The sequence below is a fragment of the Vescimonas sanitatis genome (assembly GCF_049060325.1).
Classification (GTDB): domain Bacteria; phylum Bacillota; class Clostridia; order Oscillospirales; family Oscillospiraceae; genus Vescimonas; species Vescimonas sanitatis.
In genome coordinates, this window is record NZ_JBMGPW010000001.1 from 450,839 (window position 1) to 468,027 (window position 17,189).

Annotated in this window: 19 protein-coding genes and 1 riboswitch; of the genes, 5 read left to right on the forward strand and 14 right to left on the reverse strand. The window is 62.2% G+C overall.

What is annotated here, in order from left to right; all coding sequences use genetic code 11:
* Positions 1 to 2: 2 nt before the first annotated feature.
* From cbiB to ACOMDU_RS02465, 14 genes are all read right to left on the reverse strand, one after another.
* On the reverse strand, positions 3 to 965 hold the full coding sequence (gene cbiB, locus ACOMDU_RS02400) for an adenosylcobinamide-phosphate synthase CbiB (RefSeq protein WP_421128846.1): 963 nt from the start codon (positions 963 to 965) through the stop codon (positions 3 to 5).
* A complete protein-coding gene (cobK, locus tag ACOMDU_RS02405) occupies positions 962 to 2,950 on the reverse strand; it encodes a precorrin-6A reductase (RefSeq protein WP_421128848.1) in 1,989 nt (662 codons plus the stop codon). The genes cbiB and cobK overlap by 4 nt, the downstream gene beginning before the upstream one ends.
* The gene (gene cobJ, locus ACOMDU_RS02410) at positions 2,943 to 3,674 is read right to left on the reverse strand and encodes a precorrin-3B C(17)-methyltransferase (protein ID WP_421128849.1); all 732 of its coding nucleotides are present in this window, start codon (positions 3,672 to 3,674) and stop codon (positions 2,943 to 2,945) included. The genes cobK and cobJ overlap by 8 nt, the downstream gene beginning before the upstream one ends.
* Positions 3,667 to 4,677, reverse strand: coding sequence for a cobalt-precorrin 5A hydrolase (locus ACOMDU_RS02415; RefSeq protein WP_421128850.1), 1,011 nt, complete (start codon positions 4,675 to 4,677; stop codon positions 3,667 to 3,669). Before ACOMDU_RS02415 ends, cobJ begins: the two co-directional genes overlap by 8 nt.
* On the reverse strand, positions 4,674 to 5,429 hold the full coding sequence (gene cobM / locus ACOMDU_RS02420; RefSeq protein WP_421128851.1) for a precorrin-4 C(11)-methyltransferase: 756 nt from the start codon (positions 5,427 to 5,429) through the stop codon (positions 4,674 to 4,676). The genes ACOMDU_RS02415 and cobM overlap by 4 nt, the downstream gene beginning before the upstream one ends.
* Before the next feature lie 2 nt (positions 5,430 to 5,431).
* Complete coding sequence (gene cbiD / locus ACOMDU_RS02425) at positions 5,432 to 6,559, reverse strand: cobalt-precorrin-5B (C(1))-methyltransferase CbiD (RefSeq protein ID WP_421128852.1); 1,128 nt, start codon at positions 6,557 to 6,559, stop codon at positions 5,432 to 5,434.
* 3 nt (positions 6,560 to 6,562) lie between these two features.
* Positions 6,563 to 7,189, reverse strand: coding sequence for a precorrin-8X methylmutase (locus tag ACOMDU_RS02430; RefSeq protein WP_421128853.1), 627 nt, complete (start codon positions 7,187 to 7,189; stop codon positions 6,563 to 6,565).
* A complete protein-coding gene (locus ACOMDU_RS02435; protein ID WP_421128854.1) occupies positions 7,186 to 8,532 on the reverse strand; it encodes a cobyrinic acid a,c-diamide synthase CobB in 1,347 nt (448 codons plus the stop codon). The genes ACOMDU_RS02430 and ACOMDU_RS02435 overlap by 4 nt, the downstream gene beginning before the upstream one ends.
* 9 nt (positions 8,533 to 8,541) lie before the next feature.
* Positions 8,542 to 9,228 (reverse strand): precorrin-2 C(20)-methyltransferase, encoded by a 687-nt coding sequence (gene cobI / locus ACOMDU_RS02440; protein ID WP_421128855.1) that lies wholly within the window; start codon positions 9,226 to 9,228, stop codon positions 8,542 to 8,544.
* Between the two features lie 11 nt (positions 9,229 to 9,239).
* A complete protein-coding gene (locus ACOMDU_RS02445; protein WP_421128856.1) occupies positions 9,240 to 10,007 on the reverse strand; it encodes an ABC transporter ATP-binding protein in 768 nt (255 codons plus the stop codon).
* A 2-nt stretch (positions 10,008 to 10,009) separates the two neighbouring features.
* A complete protein-coding gene (locus ACOMDU_RS02450) occupies positions 10,010 to 11,023 on the reverse strand; it encodes a FecCD family ABC transporter permease (protein WP_421128857.1) in 1,014 nt (337 codons plus the stop codon).
* 37 nt (positions 11,024 to 11,060) lie between these two features.
* Positions 11,061 to 12,212, reverse strand: a complete 1,152-nt coding sequence (locus tag ACOMDU_RS02455; RefSeq protein ID WP_421128858.1) for an ABC transporter substrate-binding protein — start codon at positions 12,210 to 12,212, stop codon at positions 11,061 to 11,063.
* Entirely contained in the window at positions 12,209 to 13,045 is an 837-nt protein-coding gene (locus ACOMDU_RS02460) for an iron transporter (protein ID WP_421128860.1), read from the reverse strand. The genes ACOMDU_RS02455 and ACOMDU_RS02460 overlap by 4 nt, the downstream gene beginning before the upstream one ends.
* Before the next feature lie 73 nt (positions 13,046 to 13,118).
* Positions 13,119 to 14,309, reverse strand: a complete 1,191-nt coding sequence (locus tag ACOMDU_RS02465) for a sirohydrochlorin cobaltochelatase (RefSeq protein ID WP_421128862.1) — start codon at positions 14,307 to 14,309, stop codon at positions 13,119 to 13,121.
* A 158-nt stretch (positions 14,310 to 14,467) separates the two neighbouring features.
* A riboswitch (cobalamin riboswitch) is annotated at positions 14,468 to 14,642 on the reverse strand.
* A 154-nt stretch (positions 14,643 to 14,796) separates the two neighbouring features.
* Here ACOMDU_RS02465 and ACOMDU_RS02470 point away from each other — a divergent pair.
* The 5 genes from ACOMDU_RS02470 (at position 14,797) to ACOMDU_RS02490 (ending at position 17,181) form a co-directional block, all read left to right on the forward strand.
* Complete coding sequence (locus ACOMDU_RS02470) at positions 14,797 to 15,045, forward strand: helix-turn-helix domain-containing protein (protein WP_253097847.1); 249 nt, start codon at positions 14,797 to 14,799, stop codon at positions 15,043 to 15,045.
* Positions 15,046 to 15,081: 36 nt separating this feature from the next.
* Positions 15,082 to 15,288 (forward strand): hypothetical protein, encoded by a 207-nt coding sequence (locus tag ACOMDU_RS02475; protein ID WP_227145662.1) that lies wholly within the window; start codon positions 15,082 to 15,084, stop codon positions 15,286 to 15,288.
* Between the two features lie 3 nt (positions 15,289 to 15,291).
* Entirely contained in the window at positions 15,292 to 15,873 is a 582-nt protein-coding gene (locus tag ACOMDU_RS02480; protein WP_421128863.1) for a hypothetical protein, read from the forward strand.
* A 10-nt stretch (positions 15,874 to 15,883) separates the two neighbouring features.
* Positions 15,884 to 16,597, forward strand: coding sequence for a lytic transglycosylase domain-containing protein (locus ACOMDU_RS02485; protein WP_325227395.1), 714 nt, complete (start codon positions 15,884 to 15,886; stop codon positions 16,595 to 16,597).
* A gap of 95 nt (positions 16,598 to 16,692) precedes the next feature.
* Positions 16,693 to 17,181 (forward strand): hypothetical protein, encoded by a 489-nt coding sequence (locus tag ACOMDU_RS02490; RefSeq protein ID WP_421128864.1) that lies wholly within the window; start codon positions 16,693 to 16,695, stop codon positions 17,179 to 17,181.
* Positions 17,182 to 17,189: the final 8 nt, after the last annotated feature.

The window sequence follows — 17,189 nt, forward strand, 5'->3', positions numbered from 1 at the left end:
CTTTACAGCGCAAAGGGCAGCTTGACCCCGCAGCTCAAAAGCAGGGTGAGGATGGCTGTGACGGTCATCAGGCGACACACACGGGGGATGTCCTCGTGGGTGATCTCCCGCGCTGCGTCGCCGATATACTCTTTTTTGTGCAGCACGCCGTGGTACCATGCATCCCCCGCCAGACGCACGCCCAGCAGCCCCGCGCAGACGGATTCCGTCTGGGCTGAGTTGGGACTGGCGTGCTTCCGGCGGTCGCGGCGGAAGATCCGCCAGCCTGCCGCCGTATCCAGCCCCATCAGGCCGCCCGCCGCCAGCATCAGAAGTGCTGACAGCCGCGCCGGGATGTAATTCACCACATCGTCGGCCTTGGCGGGTACCAGACCAATGTTCTTATAGGGCGGCTCCACATACCCCAGCATGGAGTCCATGGTGTTCACCGCCTTGTAGAAAAAGCCCAGCGGCGCGCCGCCGATGGCCAGAAACAGCAGCGGCGCCACCACGCCGTCGGAGGTGTTCTCCGCCACCGTCTCCACGGCGGCGCGTGTCACGGCGGCGTCGTCCAGCCGGTCGGTGTCTCGCCCCACGATCATGGAAACAGCATGGCGGGAGGCGGCCAAATCGCCGCTCTCCAGCGCGTCATAGACCTTCATGGTCTCGTCCCGCAGGGACTTGACCGCCAAGATCTGCCAGCACATCACACTCTCCAGCGCCAGGCGCAACCACGGGCTGACCAGACCGCACAGCCACAGCAGCAGAGCCGGGACGGCGGTGGATATGATGACCACCGCGCCCCACAGAATGGCACCCGCCGCCCGCTCGCCGGACGGCGTTTTGGGGCATACGCACCGCAGCACCCGCTCCAACACGCTAATACATTTTCCAATCAGAACTACCGGATGGGGAAAACTGTGGGGGTCGCCCACCAGAAGGTCTATGCAAAAGCCGATAACAAGTGCCGCAAGCGACCACATCATGCCGTTTCTCCTCCGCCCTGCATCGTAAAAATATAAATGGGATTCTGCCCGCTCATCAGATGATAGCCTCCGGCCCTTCTGTCCCGCGCCGCCTGCAGCGACACCACCTCCGTCTCCGTAAAGGGAAACGCCGTCAGGCACTCCGTCAGCTCAGCCACGGACTCCAGCGAAACGGCCGTGGCCACGATGCGGACACGGGGGTTTCTTGCCAGCAGCAGCGCCACGATCTCCCGCATATTCCCGGCGCTGCCGCCGATGAATGCGTGGGTAGGCGCGGGCAAACCGGCGCAGGCCTCCGGCGCACTGCCGCAGACCACCTGTAGGTTCTCCAACGAAAACCGCTCCCGGTTCTGCCCCAGCAGCGCCGCGGCGTCCTCCCGCCGCTCCACGGCACAGACCTGTCCCCGCTTTGCCTGTAAGGCCATCTCCACCGACACCGAGCCGGTACCGGCGCCGATGTCCCAGCAGACGCTCCGCTCCGTCAGCCGCAGCTTGGAAAGGCACACCGCCCGCACCTCGCTTTTCGTCATAGGCACCACCGGCATTCCCTCCGCGCTGCGGAGGAAGACGTCATCCGGCAGACCCGGCGTGACCACCGCGTCGGGGTGGGGATTTTCGATGAGCGCCACGCTCAAGGGCTCGTAGGCACCTTCTGCCAGCTCTGCTGCCGTGCCGCACACAATGCGCTCATCCGGGTAGCCCAGCCGCTGTCCCACAGACACGGTGACGCCGCCCAGACCGCCTGCTGTCAGTGTGCGGCACAGGTCGTTGATGCCGCGCTCACCGCCCACCAGCGCAAAGAGACGGCTGGTTGCCCGCACCTCCGGCAGGATGTTGTGCTGCCGTCCATGAAGGCTCACCACCCGCACATCCTCGTAGGAGGTTTGCAGCCGGGCGCACAGATAGGACAGCGAGCTCAAACCTGGCAGCACCGCTGTGTCGCAGCCCTCCAGCAGAGGAAGCAGCTTTTTGGTGCCGCTGAAAAAGCCGGTGTCGCCGGACATGACCACCGCAAAGCGGCGGTATTCCCGGTGGGCGCGGATAAAGTCCGCAATATCCTGCGGCGCAATGGCGTCATAGGTAGGCTGTCCCGGCCGCGCCACAGCATCCAACATCCGTTTTGCGCCAATGAGACAGTCCGCCGTCTCGATGGCTTCACTGACCTCGCGGGTCATAGCCTCCCGGCTGCCGGGGCCGATGCCGACGATCCGCACCTGCGGCCGGACGGTGCAGCCGAACCGCTTACACAGCACATCCAGCACCGCCGCAAAGGGAAGCCCCCCCCGCTGGGGCGGGCGACCAATGACCACCAGACCTGCGCCCGCCTTCCGGGCGGCGGACACCTTAGCAGGAAAGCCGCCGGCTTCTCCGCCGTCCTTGGTCACCATCCACGCGGCGTTGGCAAACCGCAGTGTGGCCAGATCCATCTCCTCGGAGAAAGGCCCCTGCATGGCGATGATATGAGAGGCTTTTAACCCCGCTGTGCGGCAGGCCTCCAGTGAGGCATCCATGGGCAGCACACGGGCGTATACCCGCTGGGTAAAATCGAGGATACCGCTATACGCCGCCAATTCCTTACTGCCGGTGGTCAGGAGGATGCTGCCCTCGGTATTCGCCAGAAACGCGGCGGCCTCGGCGGCGTTTTCCACGCACACGAGCGCCTCCTTCGGGTCACAGGACTGCCGCAGCAGGCGCAGATATTCTGTTTCCGTCTCCCGGCAGGCCGTGCAGATGCTCTCGGTGATGGAGGCGGCGTAGGGGTGGGTGGCATCGATCACCAGATCGAACCGGGTCTCTTGCAGCATCCGGATGATGTCCGCCACCGGGATGCGCCCCGCCAGAACCGTGACGTTTTTCGCCTCTGGCAGCAGCGTCTCACCGTACTCCGTTGCCACACATACCGTGGCCTGTACCGGCTGTCCGGCGAGAAATTCCGCCAGCTCCCGCCCTTCGGTGGTGCCGGCAAACACGCAGATATTACACATTTCGGTATCCTCTGGGGGTGATGAGCTGTCCCGCCACCGTCTTTGCCGCACTGTTGCCGATAAACACGGTGCAGAACATATCCACCTCCGCCTCCCGCAGCTCTGCCAGCGTCAGGATGCGGCGGCTCTGCCCGTCGCGGCCGATGTTGCGGACGATGCCGCAGAGTCTGTCCTCCGGCAGACGGCGCAGCAAAATATCGCAGGCGCGCTTTACATGATCCGGTCTGCCGTGGCTGGCCGGGTTATACAGAGCGATGGTCAGATCCGCCGCCGCCGCGCAGTCCAAGCGCTTTTCGATGGTCTCCCACGGTGTCAGACGGTCGCTGAGGCTGATGACCGCGAAATCATGGGTCAGCGGCGCACCTAGCACCGCCCCGCCGCTGCACGCCGCCGTCAATCCCGGCACCACCTGAATCTCAGGCTCCTGCGCCTCGCCCCTCAGCTCATAGACCAGCGCCGCCATGCCGTAGATGCCGCTGTCACCGGAGCAAACCATGGCGGCGGTCTTGCCGCTGCGCGCCAGCTCCAGCACCAGCTGGCAGCGCTCTGTCTCCCGTGTCATGGGCGTGGAGTGAAGTTCCTTGCCGGGATAGCGATCCCGCACCAGATCCACATAGACGGGGTACCCCACAATGGCGTCGCACGCCTGCAGGGCCTCGTCTGCCCGGATGGTCATATCCTCATAGCCGCCAGGGCCGATGCCCACTACAATTACCTTACCCAAAGCGCACCTCCCAATGCTCCGCCGCGACGGCGACGGTCACTCCGTCCCGCGCTGTTTTTTGTACGATCAGCTTTTCGGCATCCAGCAGCGCCGCCCGTTCACAGACATTGTCTACGCCGGTAACGGAACGGACGAAGTCGGAGGGAGTGAAATCACCCGCCACATCCCGCAGCTGCTGCGCCGTGTAAAAATGCACCGGCCAGTTGTTTTTCTCACAGGCGGCCAGCAGACCCGGCTCGTCCTGCTTCAGATCGATGGAACAGACGCCGCGGATAGCCGCTGTGTCCAGGCCATTTTCCGCGAACACTGTCTGCACCGCACGCACCACCGCTTCGGCAGAGATGCCCCGCCGGCAGCCTACGCCTACCCGCAACACGCGAGGGATCAGCCGCAGGGTGCGGGCAAAGGGTGTTCTGACGTGCCAGCCGATGAAAATGCCCAGAGGGCCGGTCTCCCCGGCAAACGTACCCTCCGGCAGGGGGACAGGCAGGTAAAACTGGCTACAAAGAGGCACGTCCCCCTCCAGTATCGCCGCCGATACCGCCTTGGCAAGCCCCATGTCGGAGATGGCACAGCCGTGCCGGGCGGCCCATGCGTCCACGGCGAATTTTCCCCGGACGTCGGTGGCGGTGGTGACCACCGCCGTGGCGTCCAGCTTCTCCGCCAGCTTTTCCGCCAGCGCGTTGGCGCCGCCGATGTGGCCGGAGAGCAGGGGGATCACAAACTGCCCCGCCTCGTCGATGCACACCACCGCCGGGTCGGTTTTTTTGCTTTTGACATAGGGGGCGATCTCCCGCACGGCGATGCCGCAGGCCCCCACAAAGATCAGTGCGTCCATGGAGGAAAAGCACACACCATATATCGCCCTGTCCAGCGGCAGAAAGCCCGGCTCTTCAAAACGCGGCATGGTATAGCACATCCATACCTCCTCCGGCAGCGCCTCCAGTACCCGCCGCGCCGTGGCACAGCCGCCCCGGCTGAAGGCAAACAGGGCGGCTCTCATTGGGCCCCCTTGCGGAACTCCGTTGTAAAATCGGGGTGGTACAGCAGCGACCGGAGATAGTTGTCACCCAGGCAGTTGCCCACCACGATCAACGATGTCTTGGTCAGACCGTTGCCCGTCACTGTCTCGTGGAGCGTCCCCACAGTGCAGCGGAAGATCTTCTCCTCCGGCCAAGTGGCCTTGTAGACCACCGCCGCCGGGGTGTCAGCGGTATAGCCTCCCGCCAGCAGCTCATCTTGCAGCAGTTCGGTCAGTGAGGTGCTGAGAAACAGCACCATGGTGGCCTGATGGGCCGCCAGTGAGCGGATGGACTCCCGCTCCGGCACCGGCGTGCGGCCGGGGGCGCGGGTGATGATGACGGTCTGGCTCACATCGGGCAGGGTGTACTCCGCCCGCAGAGCGGCCGCCGCGCCGCAGAAGGCGCTGACGCCGGGGCAGACATCGTAGGCGATACCGCGTTTTTCCAGCTCGTCAAACTGCTCCCGTACTGCGCCGTAGATGCTGGAATCCCCTGTGTGCAGGCGCACGGTGGTCTTGCCGGCGGCCTCCGCCTTCTCGATGAGGGCGATGACCTCTTCCAGCGTCAGCTTGGCGCTGTCGTGGATCTCGCAGCCCTCCCTGGTATAGTCCAGCAGCGCCGGATTTACCAGTGAGCCGGCGTAGATCACCATGTCGGCCTCGCCCAGCAGCTTGACGCCCCGGACGGTGATGAGGTCGGCAGCGCCGCTGCCCGCTCCCACAAAATGTACCATTGTCAGTCCTCCTTTATCCGGCGCAGCAGTGCCGCTGCGTCCTTTGTCTCACAGAGATAGCCATATTCCTTGGAAAAGAGGATGGCTCCCGTCTCTATATCACTGCATTTATAATGCATCATGTCGTCGATGCGCCCGGCCAGCCGGTGCAGCACCGCGTCATAAAGTCCCTGCTCCTTCAACAGCCGCAGGGCGTCGTCACAGGTGGCGCAGCAGAGCATCTCCGCCGCCGCACCGCCGTGCAGCCCCTCTGCGGCGGCACAGGCCGTCAGGATGTCCATGCGACAGTCGCCGTAGCGGGAGTGGGTGTTCCACATACCGCCCGCCAGCTTTACCAGCTTGCCGATATGACCGATGAGCAGCGCCCCTCGGAAGCCCAGCTCCCGGCACATCTCCATCGTGTCGCCGATGAAGTTGGAGGTCATCACCGCCGTGGCGGGGTCGATGCCCATGACACCCTTGATATAGTCTGCGCCGTAGTTACCGGGGGCCAGCAGTACATAATCCGCGCCGCCCTCCCGCCGCTGCCGCAGCTCTACATGGATGGTGTCCACCAGCGCCTGCTCGCTCATAGGCTCTACGATCCCCGTGGTGCCTAAGATGGATATGCCTCCCTCAATGCCTAATCGGGGATTGAAGGTCTTTTTCGCCAGCGTCTCGCCATCGGGAGCGGAAATCACCACTTGCAGCCCGCCGATGTATCCGAACAGGCCGCAGACCTCCTCCACATTCTCCTGAATCATCCGGCGGGGTACAGAGTTGATGGCCGCCGCACCCACCGGCTGGTCAAGACCTGGCATGGTTACCCGCCCTACACCCTGTCCGCCGTCAATGACAATGCCAACAGTCTCTGTTTTCCGCACCTCGGCATAGATCAGGGTGTCACGGGTGATATCCGGGTCATCACCGCTGTCCTTCCGGATGGCACAGTGCACACAGTTTGGGGACAGATGGATGTCCTCCACCGCCAGCGTCAGTTCCATGCCCTTGGGTGTCAGCAGGCGGATGGACTCCTTTTTACTGCCGCTCAGCAGCATCCATGCGGCGGCCTTGGCTGCCGCCGCGGCACAGGAACCGGTGGTGTAGCCCAGACGGAGTTTTTTTCCGTCCCGTATGATAAATTCCTTCATAACCTACCGCCTGATCTGGTAGAGCATGGCGTTGCAGATGGCCGCCGCCACGTTGCTGCCGCCCTTGCGGCCCCGAGCCACGATGTAGGGCGCGGCAGCGGCCTTGATGATGCGCTCCTTGCTCTCCACCACGTTCACAAAGCCCACCGGCACCCCGATGATGAGGGCGGGATGGAGCTTGCCCGTCTCCATCAGCGCCTCTAAGGAGAAAAGCGCCGTGGGGGCGTTGCCGATAGCAAAGATGCAGGGCTTGGGTAGGGCTGCCGCCCGCTCCATGGATACAAAGGCACGGGTCACACCGCGCTCCTTAGCCTCCGCCGCCACGTCCGCGTCCGACATGAAGCAGTGTACCTCTCCGCCCAGCGAGGCGAGGATCGTCTTATTGATCCCGGCCTTGGCCATCTGGGTATCGGTGACGATGTCACAGCCCGCCCGCAGGGCGGCAATGGCCTTTTGTACCGCGTGGTCGGAAAAGGCCAGATTGTCCACATAGTCAAAATCCGCCGTGGTGTGGATGACCCGTTTGATGACCAGCTCATTCTCCGGATCCAGCCGCCGGTCACCCAGCAGCTCGGTGATGATGGCGAAGCTGCGCTTCTCGATATCCATAGGCTTCATCTGTTCCGTCATAGCGTCTCCTTTCTGCAAGCCGCCAAAAAGCGCTGTGCCATGACGGGCTTGGCGTAAAAATGGAAGTGAGGGAAACCCGCGTACAGCGTATCCGTGGCATACGCACAGCGCCACTGCTTGCCGGAGGGCTTTTCCGCCAGAAAAGCCCTGCCCGGTAGGGGCGTGTCCCAATGGTGAAATTCATGCATCGGCACCTGCTCTCCGGCGCGGCAGAGAAGGCTGTCCTCCTGCGCCGTGGCGGTGATGTAGCCGAACCGGGTCAGCTTCCCCGTGTCAAAGCAGTCACCGGGCAGCGCGCCTACCATGGCGTGGCCTGCGATGGACTCTGTCAGGTACATAAAGCCGCCGCACTCGGCGATACAGGGCATCCCCGCGTGTACGGCCTCCCGAATTCGCCTGCGCAGGACATAGTTTTCCGCCAACTGCGCCGCGTACAGCTCCGGGTAGCCGCCGCCCAAGTACAGGCCCTGTACGCCATCGGGAAGCCGCTCATCCGCCAGCGGGCTGAAGGGTACCAGCTCCGCACCCAGCTGCCGCAGCAGGTCGAGGCTGTCCTCATAGTAAAAGCAGAACGCCCGGTCCCTGGCCACGCCGATACGCACCGGCGTTCCCGGCTCCGGCAGGGCCGGCGGGATAAAGCGCAGGGGCGGCGCAGCGTCAGCCAACTCCAGCAGTGTTGGAATGTCCAGCGTTTTTTCCGCCTCGGTCGCCAGCTTGCGCAGCTTCTCTTGCAGATCGGCCACCTCGTCCGCTGTGATGAGCCCCAAGTGGCGGCTCTCCAGCGCGCACTCCGGCAGACGGGGCAGATAGCCGCAGGCGCGGACGCCCAGACGGTTTTCCAGCTCCCGTGCCAGTGGACCATAACTCATGGCGCTGCACCCGTTGAGGATGACGCCACGGATGCCGCTGTCCGGCGCAAAGTGGAGAAAGCCCTCCACCGCCGCCAGGACGGAAAGGGCCGCCCCTCGGGCATTGACCACCAGCACCACGGGGCTTTGGGTCTCCCGCGCCACCTCGTAGGTGCTGGCCCGAATGGAGGTGAGGCCCAGCCCGTCATAATAGCCCATGACCCCCTCTATCACCGTGACATCGCAGCCCCGGGCGTTGCGGGCCAGAAGATAGCGCAGGGTATCGGGATCAAAGAAGAAGGCATCCAAATTGGAGCTCTTCGCGCCAATGATCCGGCTGTGGAACATGGGGTCGATATAATCAGGGCCGCATTTCGCCGCGCCTACCCGCAGGCCCCGCGATACCAGCGCCTGCAAGACGGCACAGGTAACGGTGGTCTTGCCGCAGCCGCTGTTGGTGCCGGCCAGCACCAGCCGGGGGACTTTTTGCTCCATAGCGCCCTCTCAATCCGCCACGATGGTGGCAAAATAACTGATCTCCTCCGGCAGCTGCCGCAGGTCGGTGTAGACCTGCTCCGTTTCCAGTCCGCAGTCCGCCACCATCCCGGCATTTGCCAGCAGACCGTGGCGCTCCAGCGCCGCTGCCGCTTTGTAGATGGCCTTGCCGGATTTCATCACGACCTTTGTTCCCGGCAGCGGCAGCGCGTTGTCCAGATCCGTGCTGCCCGGCAGAATGTGGAGCGGCTCCTCCATGCGGGTCAAACTCCGTCCCAGCCGCGCCGCCACGGCGCAGAAGCTGGTGACGCCGGGACACATCACCGTCTCAAACCCATCAGCGCGGATGCGCTCCAGAATATAGTAGGCAGTGGCGTACACGGATACGTCGCCCAGATTGACCATGGCCACGTCCCGTCCTGCCGACAGCTCCGCTTCGATAGCGGCTGCCGCAGTGCGGTAGCTGTCCTCCCGCACTGCCTCGCTTCGCTCCATGCTGAAGTCCAGCGGCAAGATGGTCTTGCCCTGCGTATCCACCGCCCCGGCGGCGATATCCAGCGCCAGCATCCGCCCGGACTTCATCCGGGGGGCTGCCACCACAGGACAGTCCGCCAAGACCCGGCAGGCCTGCCGGGTCAGCAGCTCCGGGTCGCCGGGGCCTACGCTGACGGCGTAAAAAACACCCTGTTTTTCCATGATAGCACTCCTTACGGCACAAATTCCAGGCTATCGAAGCAGGGGTCATACTTCCCGTGCTCCATCCGGTACAGCTTTGCAATATATGCGCGGGTGAAGATCTCCTCCGGCGGGCCGATGCGGTCGATGCGGTCGCCCGCCACACACACCACCGTGTCCGAAATGCGCTCCGCCAGCTCCAGCTCGTGGAGGGACAGCAGCACCGCCAGATCGTTCTCCCGCACCATGCGCTTGAGCACCGTCAACAACTCCAGCTTATAGCGGATGTCCAAAAAGCTGGTAGGCTCGTCCAATACGATGATCTCCGGCTCCTGACACAGCGCCCGGGCCAGCAGAATGCGCTGGCGCTGTCCGTCGCTGATGGCGGAGAAGGGGCGGTCGGCAAACTCCATGCCGCCTACCTGCGCCAGAGAGCGCTCCACGATAGCCTGATCCTCCGGCTGCAGGATGCCCAGCCGCCCCGTATAGGGATAGCGGCCGCTGCTCACCACGTCCCTGCAGGTCATCAGCTCCGGATCCATGCGGGCTGTCATCAAAATGGCCATGCGCCGGGCGATCTCATTGCGGCTGCGCGCCTCCATGGCTTTTCCATCCAGAAACACCGTGCCGGACACCTTGGAGAGCTGGCCGATGATGGTTTTCAATATGGTGGATTTTCCAGAGCCGTTGGGGCCGATGAGCGTCACGATCTTGCCCCGCTGCACATGAAGGGCTATGTCCTCGATCAGTGGCTTGCCGTGGTAGCCCACGGACAGGTCTTTTGTTTCCAGATATGCCATACTCACGCCGCCTTTCTGTGGATCATCATGTAGATCACGATGGGTGCGCCGAATACCGCCGTGACGGAGCTGATGCTCACCTCTGTGGGGGCAAAGGCGGTGCGGGCGATGAGGTCGCAAAACAGGCAGAACACGCCGCCGCCCAGGAAGCAGGCTGGGATCATGACGAGCGGCTCCGCCGATTTGAACAGGGACTTCATCAGGTGCGGCACTGCGATGCCGACAAAGGAGATGGGGCCGGCAAAGGCCGTGACGCAGGCGGACAGCACACTGGACAACAGGATCAGCGCCGTCCGGAAGGCCCGCAGGGGGACGCCCATATTCTGGGCGTAGACCTCGCCCAACTGGTACGCCCGGATGGGCTTGGAAAGCAGGAAGGTCAGCAGCAGTGTGACGCCGCATACACCGGCCATAGTCTTTACGTTGCCCCAGCTCATGCCGGAGAAGGAGCCGAGAGACCAGTTGTGCAGGTTCACGATGCTGGAATCGTCGGCGAAGGTCACGAGAAAATCCGTCAGCGCCGAGCAGATGTAGCCGATCATCACGCCGCAGACCACCAACAGGCTCATGCGCTTGACCCGCTGAGAGATCAGCAGCACGAAGCCCATGGACACCATGGCACCCACGAACGCCGCCGCGATGAGGATGGCGGAGGAGGTGGTCTTACCCCGGCTCAGCAGCGCCAGCATGGCCACGCACACCGTCATCTTTGCGCCGGAGGAAATGCCCAGCACGAAGGGTCCCGCGATGGGGTTGTGGAAGAAGGTTTGCAGCAGATAGCCGGACAGGGACAGCGCCCCGCCCAGGATCAGCGCCGACAGAAGCCGGGGCAGACGGATCTTTACGATGATCTGGCTCTGGGTAAAGCCAACATCGCCCCCCAGCAGGATGCGCCATATCTCAGACGCGGAAAGAGAAACGCTTCCCGCGAAGATGTTCCAAATCAGAAATGTGAATAAAAGCAGGAGGAGCAGCCAAAAGCCTCCCCAGATGCGAAGTGTTCGGGTCCTCTTCATGCCGCTCCTCCTTATAATGCAATGATGTAAAACATGCTCACTTCATCCGTGTCAGGAAGTGAAACGCCGTGTCCGGCGCATCGTTCAACGCATGGTTGACGTCCAGAATAAGGTCGCTCAGCTCCAGCGACTCCTGATAGAAGTTTTTGGTCAGGCACCACACGTTACCGCTCTTGACGGCCTTGAAGTCGGCCATCAGTGGATCCAGTGCCACCAATTCGTCCAGCGTGTGCAGCTCGCCGTCGATGATGCTGTTGTAGATCAGCACATCGGCGTCCACTGCACCATGGTAGAAGGATTCCATCTGAATATTGATGGTGGACTGAGCGTTGTCCTCCGCCGATTCGTCGAAGGAGACATAGTCGCCGCCGGCGATGGCGACGCACTTCGCCACATAGTCCGTGGATTTGCGGACGTTTACAGCGCCGCTGCTGGTGATGTAGAAAAATGCCACGGTCTTGCCGGTGGGCTGCTGCTCCAGTACGTCCGCCACGCTGTCCATCTTCTCATTAAATAGCGCCTCGGCCTCGTCCTCCTTATCCAGCAGCGCTGCGTACAGCTTGATCCACTCCATCCGGCCCATGGGCAGGGTCTCATAGCTGGAGGTCTCCACCAGCACAGGGATACCCAGCCGCTCCAGCTGCTCCAGCACCGCCGGGGAGTGGTAGATCATGGTGTTTTCCACCGCCAGATCGCAGCCCTGCGACAGGATCAGCTCATAATCGGGTTCGGAATATTTGCCGGCGTAGGTCATTGCCCCGCTGTCCATGGCGTCCTTGGCGCGCTGGATATACCAGTCCGCCTGCTTTTTACCGCTGAGGGTGATGCAGTCGATGGCGTTCAGCTTGTCGAAGTAGTCCATGGCAGCGGCAGCTACCAGATAAATCTGGTCCAGCGGCTGCTGCAAAACGGTGACACCGGTAGGTACCCCGTCAGGCACAGCTGCACCCTCCGCCACCAGCAGGTATACCCGGTCGTTGTTGATGGTGATGCGCTTGTAGCTGTCCCCGGCGTACTCCACGGAGAACTGCTCCGCGTAGCGCAGGGGCATGGTACGGTCGAAGACCAGCTCGTCCCACGACACGGCGGCGGTTTGTCCGTCTGTTTTGCCGGGGGCGTCAGCCGCGCCGCAGGCGCAGAGGGACAAGACCATCAGCGCCGCCAGCAACCCGGCGAGAAAACGCCTCACTGGGCCGCCTCCACCGCCGTGGCGGACTTAAAGGTCAGGGTGTACTCGATCTCGTGGGGGGTGCTCATGGCGGTGGTGTCGCCGATGACCGTCAGCGGGGTATCCAGCGCCCGCACGGGAATCTCAAAGGTGGAGCCGCCCTCGGTGGTGAGGACATCATAGCGCTGGCCGTCCACCAGCATATAGTCATACTTCTCACTGCTCCACACGATAGTGGCGGTGGCAGCGCCGTTCTCCACCTTCAGGGTGCAGGGAGTCAGCACATGGGACTTACCGGAGCCGCCCTCAAAGCCTACCTCAATGGTGTAGGTACCGTCCGCCAATGCGATGGCGGCAGCGTCATCGCCGTTCTCCTCCTTCAGAACAGGGTTGGAGACGGACACCTTGTGGTCATACCATACGCCCTTCTTGCCGATGATGGCCACGTCGAACTCCTCGTCCAGCGCGGGAACGGGGATATCAAAGCCATTGACTGTCTCGGTCAGGCCATCGGGATAGGTGACGGTGTCCTTGGTGGGCTGGAGCAGCACGGCGCCGTCCTTCTGGGCGTCCTCCTTCAGACCAGGGAACAGATTGACGATGCTGGTGGAGGCCAGGCTGACGTGGATGGTCATCTGGCCGTCCTTCACGGTCAGCACGCCCTTGCCGTCACAGGTCTCGTTGGTGTGGAACATACTGCTGTCGGTGTTGAAGTCGGCGGTGTATACGCCATCCGCCAGAGCGGGCTGGTCAGGCTCATCGTTGCCGGGGGCATCGGTTTGCTGCTGTCCGCAGCCTACCAGCAGCGCCGCCATCATCACAGCGGCCAGCAGAAACGAAAGAATTTTCTTCATGGTCAAGGTCCTCCTTACTTTGAAAAAGGCTCCGAGGCGATAATATACCGCCCCGGAGCCCGTTCAGTCCTTGTTACGCGATAGCGTCGATGGCAGCCTTGGTGTGTGCCACGTAGAGAGCCTGCACGTCCGCGATACGGCCCAGACCGGAGATCTGGCAGTTCACGGTGAAACCGGCGGCCTCAAACATGGTCTTCCAGGAATCCTCGTCCGCACCGGCCATGTCGTTGTTGGCATGGTCGCCCGCCACGACCATCAGGGGACGCAGCACCACGGTGGTGTAACCGGCTTCCTTGACGGCCGCGATCACGGCCTCGCAGGAGGTATCCTCGGGCTCGCCCTCCACGGTGCCGATGAACACGTTCTCATAGCCCAGCTTGTCCATCTGGGCGGCCATCTGGCTGTAAGTGACCTTCGCCACATGAGCCGTACCGTGACCCATCAGCACGTAAGCCACACCGGCCTCCTTGGCGGCGGCGGTGGACTCGTAGCCGCTCTCGCTCAGAGCAGCGGCGACAACGGCCTTGGCAACGGCTTCCTTGTCGGCGTTGATGACGGTGGCGTCGCTGCCCACCTCACCCAGCATGGGCTCGGCAATCTCAACGGACTCGAACTTGTCGCGGACCTTGTCGATGGCGGCGCACATCTCGTCGTACTCAGCACCGTGCATCAGATGGGTGGGCTGTACCACCAGCTGCTTCACGCCGTTGGCGACAGCGCGCTCCAGAGCCTGCTCCATGTTGTCGATCTTCTCGCCGTCACGGGCCTGGATGTGGTTGATGATGATCTGAGCGGTGAAGGCGCGGCGCACGGACCAATCGGGGTTGGCCTCCTGCAGGGCATCCTCAATGCTCTTGATGTCGGCTACGCGGCTGTCGTTGAAGGAGGTACCGAAGGATACCACCAGCAGCTCCTTCTCGCCGATCTCGTCCTGGTTGCGGGGATCGTCCTTGGAGGCGTCGCCGGTGTCCAGACCGAAGTAATCGGGGCTGGCCTCCTCGCCCTCCACCAGCGCCTTCTGGGCGTCGGTCAGCGCGTCCCAAGCGGCCTTGGCGGCCTCGCACTGGGCGTCGGTCTCCTCGGTGCGCTCCTGCACGTAGATGGCGTCGATGAGGGCGGCGACCTTGTCGGCGGCGGCCTTGTCGGTCTCCTCGGTGTTTACGTCGTTGTTGTCCTTGTTGTCGGCATTGTCCTTGTTGCCGCAGGCGGTCAGCATGCTCATCAGCATCACAGCCGCCATCAGAAAGGCAAGTGCTTTCTTCATGGTTGATCTACCTCTTTCCAAATATTTGTTCTGAAAGAAATATAAAAGCGGCTGTGTCTCATACAGCCGCCCTCGGTGCTTCTTACTACATATACACCCGTGCGGCGCTCCGCGACGGATCATAAGTTCGTAGGAAAACCAACCTGTTGGCAGCAGGCTTGAGATTCCACACAGAGGCAGGTCTCCTGACTTCGTTCATCACGGCGTTGCCCTTCCCGGTTTCCCAGTGGTTTGCAAGACCGCTCCCGTACACAGTGACTGCATCGCTCCGGATTCGCACCGGATTCCCTTTTCATCTGCTTTTTGGCAGACACCTCTGTGCTACAACTTTATATTTTTCCAGACAGTGGGATTATATCACATTTTGTCGAATTGTCAATCCATTCTGATGGCGGGCTACCTAAAAGGCAGCCCCGATAATTGAGTTACACACCAAGAGATTGGTCGTGTAGCTCAATTTTTTTATGCCGGTAAGGAGGTGAACGCATTGGCAGACTACGCTTTCCGCTCTTATGAGGAGCGGCAGAAAATCCAGGAGATGGTTGAGGCAGGCCTGAGCGCCAAAGACATTGCCGCCTCTCTTGGCATCTCTCCCTCCGCAGTCTATGCGGAGCTGAGGCGTGGCCGGGACGGCACAAGGCTCCCTGACAAGCGCCTGGGCTACAACGCCGAACTTGCCCAGCTCAGTGTCCAGCAGGGCCTTGAGCGGAGAGGCCGCCGAACTGCCGGGGCATGACATCCCGCACCTATTAAAACCAAGGAGGACAAAACCGTGAGCAACAACCCCATTGTGCTGAAAAGCAACCGGCTTTCTGATGAGTGCATCGGAACTGTCCGGTTGACCCCGGAGGCGGAGAAAGTGGTCCGCCGTCTGAGGGCAAAGACCGCTCTGCCCATCCGGCAGATTGTATCTGAAATTATCGTCCAGGCCGAAAACCTCATCGACATTGAGGGGCCGGAGGACACTGAGGAGGATTGACCAATGAAAACCGCTATTTCTAATGTGGCCCCCGGCCAGGTGGTCAAGTTTCATGGGGAGCCCTGCATTGTGCTGGAGCACCGCACGGCTGGCACCCTGCTGGTGACCGCCGCCCAGATCAAGAGCTCTTTTGGCTCCACCAACAACTTTGCTGCCAGCTCTTTCCGTGAGCACCTCAACGGTGCCTTTGCGGATGCCCTGACTGAGGGCCACGCTGATGAGCTCATCACCCGTGAGGTTGACCTCACCGCCCTCAACGGCTCCAAGGAGTACGGGAGCTGTGAGTGCAAGGTGGCCCCGCTGACCTTTGATGAAATCCGCCGTTTCCACGGTCTGCTGCCCAAGCCTGAGAGCTGGGAGTGGAGCGCCACGCCCTGGAGCACCCCCTGCGTGGATGAGGATGATACCTGGGTCATGGACTTGAGCACCAATGGCAATGTCGGCAGCGACTACTGCGCCGACACCTACGGGTCCCGCCCCGCTTTCCTCATCCCCTCCCAGTATACCGTGGAGGTTGATGGCGGCCTGGACCAGTACACCACCAATGAGCTGATTGCGGAAATCAACCGCCGCATGAACGGTTAAGGTGAGCGCCATGACCACCAGTGAGCCCAATGCCCGCCGGTATTCCCGGCGGTGCCGCCAGCGCCGCATGGCCCGGAGGCGCAACGCCATGGTCATCATGGCCATTCTGGCCGTCCTTGCCACTGTGTTTGCCCTTGGCTATGCCAGCGGATGCAGTGCCCACCAGACGGACGATGAGGTCAAGACCCCTGAGCCTGTGGTGACAGCGGAAACCGTCACCCCTCCAGCCCCGGAACAGAGCCCCGTGGAGCCCTCTGCACCACCAGAGGAAACCACGGAGCCTGCCCGCCACCGTGATGACATCGTGAGTGAGGGGCGGCTCCTCAGCTACGAACTCCAGGAAGTCATGCAGGACTGCTGTGAGCACTATGAGGTGCCCTATGCTCTGGCCCTTGCCATCGCAGAGGTTGAAACCCACTTTGACCCCGATGCCGTCAGCGCCACTGGTGACTATGGCCTCATGCAGATCAACTCTGTCAATCACGAGTGGCTTTTGGAAAAAGGCCTTGACCCCATGACCCATGCCGGAAACATTGAGGCCGGTATCTATATCATCTCCCAGTATCTCCAGAGCTACGGAGAGCCAGAGCTTGCGCTGATGGCCTACAACTGCGGGCCCGGCGGCGCAAGAAAGCTGTGGGATGCAGGTACATACCAGACCGACTACTCCCGCAAGGTTATGACCGCTTTTGAATACTGGACAAGCGTGCTGGAGGTTGACTGAAATGCCCTACTATAAGACCTGCCCTGACTGCGGAGCCCACCTTGACCCCGGTGAGCGCTGCGACTGTAAAGATGATACCAAGGAGGATTGTACCAATGTTGGAAATGAAAATCAAGATTGAGGCGGATGCTGCCGTCCTCAAGGCCATTGACAAGCTGACCACGGCGCTGGAAAAGAACGCCGTCAACATCTCCGTGCCCCAGGACGCTCCCGCCCCCGTGGCTCCTGTGGCCACCCCTGTCACCCATGCCCCGGTGCCGCCGGTCACCATGCCGCCCGCTACTGTGGTCCCTACCCAGCCCACCCCTGCACCTGTGGCAACCCCTACCCCTGCACCGGCTCCTGCGGCACCTGCCCAGACTGTGGCCCCTACTAACCCCGCTCCCACTGTTCCCGTGACCACGGCCCCCACCTACACCCTTGACCAGATCGCCAAGGCCGGTGCCAGCCTGGTGGATGCGGGCAAGATGGAGCAACTGCTGGCTCTGCTGGCCAAGTATGGCGTGCAGGCCGTCACCCAGCTCCAGCCGGACCAGTACGGTGTCTTTGCCACCGAACTGCGGACGCTGGGCGCACAGCTCTAAGGAGGTGC